5 protein-coding genes are annotated in these 6,729 nt (G+C 69.9%); 3 read left to right on the top strand and 2 right to left on the bottom strand.

Features of this window, described 5'->3' with window-relative positions:
* Nucleotides 1-3: 3 nt before the first annotated feature.
* Nucleotides 4-1,476, top strand: a complete 1,473-nt coding sequence (locus tag E2E34_RS29200; RefSeq protein WP_138904886.1) for a GntP family permease — start codon at nt 4-6, stop codon at nt 1,474-1,476.
* 162 nt (nt 1,477-1,638) lie between these two features.
* Nucleotides 1,639-2,115: a hypothetical protein gene (locus E2E34_RS29195; protein ID WP_138904885.1), complete on the top strand. Its 477-nt coding sequence runs from the start codon at nt 1,639-1,641 to the stop codon at nt 2,113-2,115.
* 60 nt (nt 2,116-2,175) lie between these two features.
* On the opposite strand, the gene E2E34_RS29190 is transcribed toward E2E34_RS29195, so the two are convergent.
* Complete coding sequence (locus tag E2E34_RS29190; RefSeq protein ID WP_138904884.1) at nt 2,176-3,546, bottom strand: M14 family metallopeptidase; 1,371 nt, start codon at nt 3,544-3,546, stop codon at nt 2,176-2,178.
* A gap of 201 nt (nt 3,547-3,747) precedes the next feature.
* On the opposite strand from E2E34_RS29190, the gene E2E34_RS29185 reads away from it, so the two are divergent.
* Nucleotides 3,748-5,061: an Nramp family divalent metal transporter gene (locus E2E34_RS29185; RefSeq protein WP_138904883.1), complete on the top strand. Its 1,314-nt coding sequence runs from the start codon at nt 3,748-3,750 to the stop codon at nt 5,059-5,061.
* 74 nt (nt 5,062-5,135) lie between these two features.
* Here the strand turns inward: E2E34_RS29185 and E2E34_RS29180 are convergent.
* On the bottom strand, nt 5,136-6,729 hold a 1,594-nt coding region (locus E2E34_RS29180), incomplete at its 5' end, for a chitinase (protein WP_138904882.1).

The raw sequence follows: 6,729 nt of genomic DNA, 5'->3' as shown, positions 1-6,729 counted from the left end.
TCGCTGCTCGCTGCCGCCCCCGCGCCCGAGGAGACCCCACCCCACACCGGCGGTCTCCTCACCCTCATCGACGGCACGGCCGGTCTGCTGACCGTCGCGGCCCTCGGCATCGCCCTGCTCCTCCTGCTGATCATCAAGGTCAGGCTCCAGCCCTTCGTCGCCCTCCTCGCCGTCTCCATCGCCGTCGGCCTCGGCGCGGGCCTGTCCGTCACCGAACTCTTCGGCACCGTCCAGAAGTCGGCCGTCGTCTCCGTCATCGAATCCGGCATGGGCGGCATCCTCGGCCACGTCGCGATCATCATCGGCCTCGGCACGATGCTCGGCGCGATACTCGAAGTCAGCGGCGGCGCGGAGGTGTTGTCCTCCCGCCTCCTCGGCCTCTTCGGCGAGAAGCGCGCCCCGCTCGCCATGGGCCTCACCGGCCTCATCTTCGGCATCCCGGTCTTCTTCGACGTCGGCATCTTCGTCCTCGCGCCGATCGTGTACGCCGCCGCCAAGCGCTCCGGCAAGTCGATCCTGCTGTACGCCATGCCGCTGCTCGCCGGCCTCTCCATGACCCACGCGTTCCTGCCCCCGCACCCGGGCCCGGTCGCCGCCGCCGGCCTCTTCCACGTGTCGCTCGGCTGGGTCATCCTCATGGGCGTCGTCTGCGGCATCCCCGCCGTGCTCGCGGCCTGGGTGTACGCCGCCTGGATCGGCAAGCGCGTCTTCGTCGAGGTCCCGCACGACATGGTCGAGGCCGCCGAGGACGCCAGGGCCGCCGTCGTCGCCGAGCAGACCGCCGCGGGCCGCACCCCGCAGGACCAGCCCGTCTCGCTCGCCACGGTCCTGACCATCATCGGTACGCCGCTGGTCCTCATCCTCGCGGCGACGTTCTCCTCCATCGCACTCGACCCCTCCACCCTCCGCTCCGTCGTCGAGTTCTTCGGCAACCCCTTCGTCGCCCTGACGATCGCGCTGCTGATGGCGTACTACCTGCTCGGCATCCGGCGCGGCTGGTCCCGCAAGTCCCTGGAGCAGGTGTCGACCTCCTCCCTCAAGCCCGTCGGCAACATCCTGCTGGTCGTCGGCGCGGGCGGCGTCTTCGGCGCCGTACTCAAGGCGAGCGGTGTCGCCCAGGCCCTCTCCGACACCTTCAACGACGTGGGCCTGCCGGTCATCGTCCTCGCGTACCTGATCTCGCTCGTCCTGCGCGTCGCCCAGGGGTCGGCGACGGTCGCCATCGTCACGACGGCCGGCATCGTGCTCCCGCTCGTCGAGAACGGCGGCCACTCGCAGGCGTTCCTGGCGCTGGTCATCATGGCCATATCGGCCGGTTCGATCTTCGCCTCGCACGTCAACGACGGCGGATTCTGGATCGTGTCCAAGTACTTCGGCATCTCCGAGCGGGACACGCTGAAGTCCTGGACGGTGCTGGAGTCGGTCCTCTCGGTGGCCGGTTTCGTGGTGGCGGCGCTCCTGAGCCTGGTGATCTAGCCGCGCCACCCGGCCGGTTCACGCGGCCCGTTCGCCCCGCCCTCCCCTGCGGCCGTACCGTACGCGGGAGAGGGCGCCCCGGGACCCGTCCGTCTCGGGGCGCCCTTTCGCCGGTCGGAGATACTGGGCGCGGCGGACGAAGCGGCGAAAGGGCTCGGCACAGTGGAACAGACCGGACACCCGGGCGGCGCGGCACCCGGCCCGTACGGGCAGCCGCCGCCGCAGTACCAGCCGCCGCCGCACCCGCCCCAGCAGCAGGGGTTCGGCCCGCCGCCGCCCGCCTTCGCGCCCGCGCCGATGCCCGCGCCCGGGGCGTTCCCCGCACCGGCCGCGCCGGCCGCACCGATGCCCGCCGGGCCCGACTTCCTGGCCGCCGACCGGCGTAACGCCCTCGTGGTCGACGCCGAGGGCGTCTCGCTCGAAAGCAACGGCGCCACCCTCGACTTCCCGTGGCGCGACATCGCCACCGTCCACTACAAGCCGGGGCCCGGCGGCGAGGTCCTCATGGTGGCCGTCGTGCTGCCCGACGGACGGTTCTACGAAGGCGTGGTCGTCGCCCGCAACCGCGCGAAACTCCATGAGTGGTTCGCGGAACTCGGGGCCGTACTGGCGCACTACCTCGCGGGACGCGGCCACTAGACGCACGAAGGGCGCCCGGACTCGACCGGGCGCCCTCCCGTCACGTCGTACCGCCCGCGCCTAGGCGGCGCAGTACTGCTGCTCCTTGCCTATCGACCGGTACATGCAGTCCGCGTTCTCCAGCAACTGCAGCACCGCGTCCCGGTTGCGGCTCGTCTCGCGCTCGATCACCTCGTCGGGCGGGTAGAAACCGCCGCCGCCGAAGCCGCGCGGATACATCTCGAAGGTGTACCCGAAGATCTTCTGGTTGCCCCACAGCCAGTCGTCGATCGACCCGTCCGTGATGTAGAGGTCGCTCGACTGCTCCGGCGTGTAGCCGTTGCTCGCGGCCATCTTCTGGCCGACGGCGGCGAAGGCGTTGCGGTCGTCCTGCGTCATGCCGGGCGCCGTGTCCGCGTTCGTGTAGCCGAACGGCCAGAGCACCAGCTCGCTGTACGTGTGGAAGTCGATTCCGGCCTTGATCTGCTGCTTTCCGCCGACGATCCGCGAGCGGACGAAGTCGGCGACGACCTTCACCTCGGGTGCGGACTCGGGAGCCCGGCCCCGGTACGTCTCGGAGCTGAACGAACCGGAGGAGCCGCCGCAGCAGCCCCACTTGTAGTCCCAGTTGCGGTTCATGTCCGTACCGACGTACGACGAACCGGAGTTGGGCTGCCGGTTCTTGCGCCAGCTGCGGTACGAGCCGGAGGCGATGTCGTACTCGCCGCCGTCCGGGTTGAGGTCCGGGACGATCCAGATCTCGCGGCTGTTCACGACGTTGGTGATCCGGGAGTCCGAACCGTAGCCCGCGCCCAGCTCGCGCAGCAGGTAGAGCGCCATCTCGACGGTCAGGTGCTCACGGGCGTGCTGGTGGTGGGTGAAGAGCACCTCGGGCTCGTTCTCGTCGGTCGCCACGTTGTCGCTGATCTTGATGGCGATGAGGTCGCGGCCCTGGTACGACTTGCCGATCACGCGCTTGCTCATGAGGTTCGGGTACTGCTGGAGGCGCTGGTTGATCTCCGCGTTCATCTCGGCGTAGTTGTGGTAGCGCGAGTCGGCGGGCGGGAAGTCCAGCGGCTCGACGGCCATTCCGTTGGAGCGGGCCGGCGGCCCCGGCAGCGCCTTGGGCGCGTAGCCGAGTGCTTTGAGCCGCCCCAGCTGCGCGGCGTTGGCGCTGACGACGACCGAGTGGTCGTCGGCCTCGTCCACCGACACGCCGGTGGCCGCCACGGCGGTACGGGCGGCGGCGGAGGCGGGACCGTGGATCTCGTACTGCCTGATCACTTCTTCCGTCGCGGCCGCGGGGGCGGGTCGCGCCCCGGTCGGGGTCGCGCTCGCGGTGAGTGGCGCCGCCACGGCGAGTGCCACGAGGGCCGCGAGGCCCGCGAGGGTGGCGGACTTGGCAGAGGCGCCGGACGCGGCTGACCCTCTTCCGCGTATGCGAAGTCGCATGCTGTCTCCTGGGTGGGGAGTGTGGGGGTGTGCGACGCATGTCGTGCGGGAGTGCTGGGCACATGGTGAGCGCATGGCATGAACCGGTCAAGAGCGGGGTTCGGCCACCCGGTCCGCACAGCGGTCCTCTTGCGCGATCACCCCCCGCCCCGCTTTGGTGACGTGGATCACCCATTGGGGACGAGCGGGAGGACGCCGGAGATGGCAGAGACGACAGAGAGCGGCAGCGGCACGGGAAAGGCACTCTCCCCGCCGCGCAAGTCCAGTTGGAAGTACATCGGCCCCGGCATCGTCGTCGCCGCGACCGGCGTCGGAGCCGGTGACCTCGTCGCGACGCTGATCGCGGGCAGCAAGTTCGGCTACACACTGATGTGGGCCGCCGTCATCGGCTGCGTCGTCAAGATCTCGCTGGCCGAAGCCGCCGGCCGCTGGCACCTCGCCACCGGCCGCACCCTCTTCGAAGGCTGGCGCAGCCTCGGGCAGTGGACCACCGTCTACTTCGCGATCTACGTCGTCATCTGGGGCTTCGTCTACGGCGCGACCGCCATGTCGTCCTCCGCCCTGCCCGTCGTCGCGCTCTTCCCGGACGGGCCGGGCCTCAAAACCTGGGCGATCATCATGGGCCTGATCGGGCTGGTCTTCGTCTGGTTCAACCAGTACGCCGTCTTCGAGAAGGTCATGACGGTCCTGATCGGCATCATGTTCGTGGTCGTCGTGTACGTCGCGCTCCGCGTCGGCCCGGACATCGGCGCGTCCTTCGCCGGCCTGGCCCCGGTCCTCCCCGACGGCTCACTCCTCTACACCCTCGGCCTGATCGGCGGCGTCGGCGGCACGATCACCATGGCGGCGTACGGCTACTGGGTGAACGCCAAGGGCTGGACCGACTCCGGCTGGATGAAGGTCATGCGCCTCGACAACCGCGTCGCGTACATCACCACCGGCATCTTCGTCGTCGCGATGCTGATCGTCGGCGCGGAGCTGCTGCACTCGTCCCAGCTCGCCCTCACCAAGGGCGACCGCGGCCTGATCGACCTCGGCCAGATCCTGGAGGACCGGTACGGAGCGGTCACCGCGAAGCTCTTCCTCGTCGGCTTCTTCGCCACGTCCTTCTCTTCCCTGATCGGCGTGTGGCACGGCGTGAGCCTGATGTTCGCCGACTTCGTCGAGCGCCTCCAGCGCGACCGCAAGGGCGCCCCCGTCGACGAGGGCACCGCGCGGGAGGTCGCGGCCGGCGTGAAGGAACGCTCGCTGCCGTTCCGCGCGTACCTGCTGTGGCTGACATTTCCGCCCATGGCGCTGCTGTGGCTGGACCAGCCGTTCGGCCTGGTGGTGGTGTACGGCGTGCTCGGCGCGTTCTTCATGCCGTTCCTGGCGCTGACGCTGGTGTGGCTGCTCAACTCCTCCCGTACGCCCGTCGAATGGCGAAACGGCCTGCTGAGCAACGCGATGCTGGTGGCGGCGGGTCTGCTGTTCATCGTGCTGTGCGTGCAGCAGGTGCGGGAGATCCCCTGGTAGCCGGACCGCCGCGGATACGGACGGAACACGGCAGCGCCGCCGGGGGAGCGGCGGCGCTGCTGCGTGGGGCCGAGTTACGGCAGGTTGTGCACGTGCGGTCCCACCGCGTTGGACCAGGCGTTGCCGGCCGTCGCGTCCCAGTTCGTCGACCAGGTCATCGCGCCGCGCAGACCGGGGTAGGTCTTGGCGGGCTTGAAGGAACCGCAGTTGGTGCCGCGGGTCAGACAGTCCAGGGCGGCGTTCACGATCGACGGTGAGACGTACCCGCTGCCCGCGCCCCGCGTGGACGCCGGCACGCCGAGGCCGACCTGGCTCGGTGCGAGCCCGCCTTCCAGCTGGATGCAGGCGAGCGCGGTGAGGAAGTCGACGGACCCCTGCGAGTAGACCTTGCCGTCGCAGCCCAGCATCGAACCGCTGTTGTAGTACTGCATGTTGACGACGGTGAGGATGTCCTTCACCGCGAGCGCCGTCTTGAAGTACTCGGTCCCGGTGTTCTGCATGTCGATGGTCTGCGGCGCCATGGTGAGGACGAGCCCGGAGCCCGCCTTGGCGGACAGCTGGCGCAGCGCCTTGGTCAGATACGTCGAGTTGATCCCGTGTTCGAGGTCGATGTCGACGCCGTTGAAGCCGTACTCCTGCATGAGCGCGTAGGCGCTGTTGGCGAAGGCGGTGGCGGACGCGTCACTGTTGATCGTGACGTTGCCCTTCTCGCCGCCCACCGAGATGATCACCGACTTGCCGGCGGCCTTCTTCGCCGCGATGTCGGCCTTGAAGTCGGCGACGCTCGCGTACCCGACGGCCGGGTCGAGGTTGAAGACGATCTGCCCGGGCGTGGCGGTCGAGTCGGCGAACGAGACGGCGACGATGTCGTACTGCGCCTGCACGTCACGGAGCTTCTGGACGGTGGCGCCGTTGTTGAAGTTCTGCCAGTAACCGGTCAGCGCGTGCTTGGGCACGGCGGGCCCGGGACCGGTGCCGCCGGTCGGCGCGGTCCGGCCGCTGACGGTGGCGGACCTGGGGGACTCACCCGCCGCGTTGGTCGCGCTGACCTGGAAGTCGTACGCCGTGTCGGCGGCCAGCCCCGAGACGGTGGCCGAGGTCCCGGTGACGGACTGGACCTTCGTACCGCCGCGGTAGACGTTGTAGCCGGTGGCGCCGCTGACGCCGGACCAGGACAGCGCGACGGAGGACGAGGTCGTGGCGCCTACGGCGAGCCCGGAGGGGGCGGCGGGGATGCCGGGCTCGGGGTCGGTGCCGCCGCCTCCGTCGGGGCCGAAGACCGAGACGTCGTCGACGTAGTAGGCGCTCTGGCCGTACCAGCCGTGTGTGTAGACGGTCACGGAGGTGGTGGAGGGGCCGGCCTTGAAACTGGTGGTGAGCTGCTTCCAGCTGGACGAGTCGGGCGTCCAGGTGGACACGTCGGTGGTACCGGTGCCGGTCGCGCCGAGGTAGGCGTACCCGCCCTGGACCCAGGCGCTGAGGGTGTACGTCGCACCGGGCTTGACGGTGACGGTCTGGGTGCACCGGGCGTTGTCCTGGCCGCCGGGGGTGGCCTTGAGGGCAGCGGCGCCACCGTGGGTGGGGGAAGAAACGGTGGCACCGCTGCCTGCGGAGCAGGCCCAGTTGCTGAGCCCGGATTCGAAGCCGGCGTTCTTGAGGACGTTGACG

Origin of the sequence: Streptomyces albidochromogenes (assembly GCF_005981925.1) — a bacterium.
Taxonomy (GTDB): Bacteria; Actinomycetota; Actinomycetes; order Streptomycetales; family Streptomycetaceae; genus Streptomyces; species Streptomyces albidochromogenes.
This window is presented reverse-complemented; position numbering and strand designations above follow the sequence as displayed.

What these genes read in the sequence shown, in the direction of transcription:
- E2E34_RS29185 (WP_138904883.1), top strand. Translation starts at nt 3,748, where the DNA reads ATGGCAGAGACGACAGAGAGCGGCAGCGGCACGGGAAAGGCACTCTCC.
- E2E34_RS29190 (WP_138904884.1), bottom strand. Translation starts at nt 3,546, where the DNA reads ATGCGACTTCGCATACGCGGAAGAGGGTCAGCCGCGTCCGGCGCCTCT.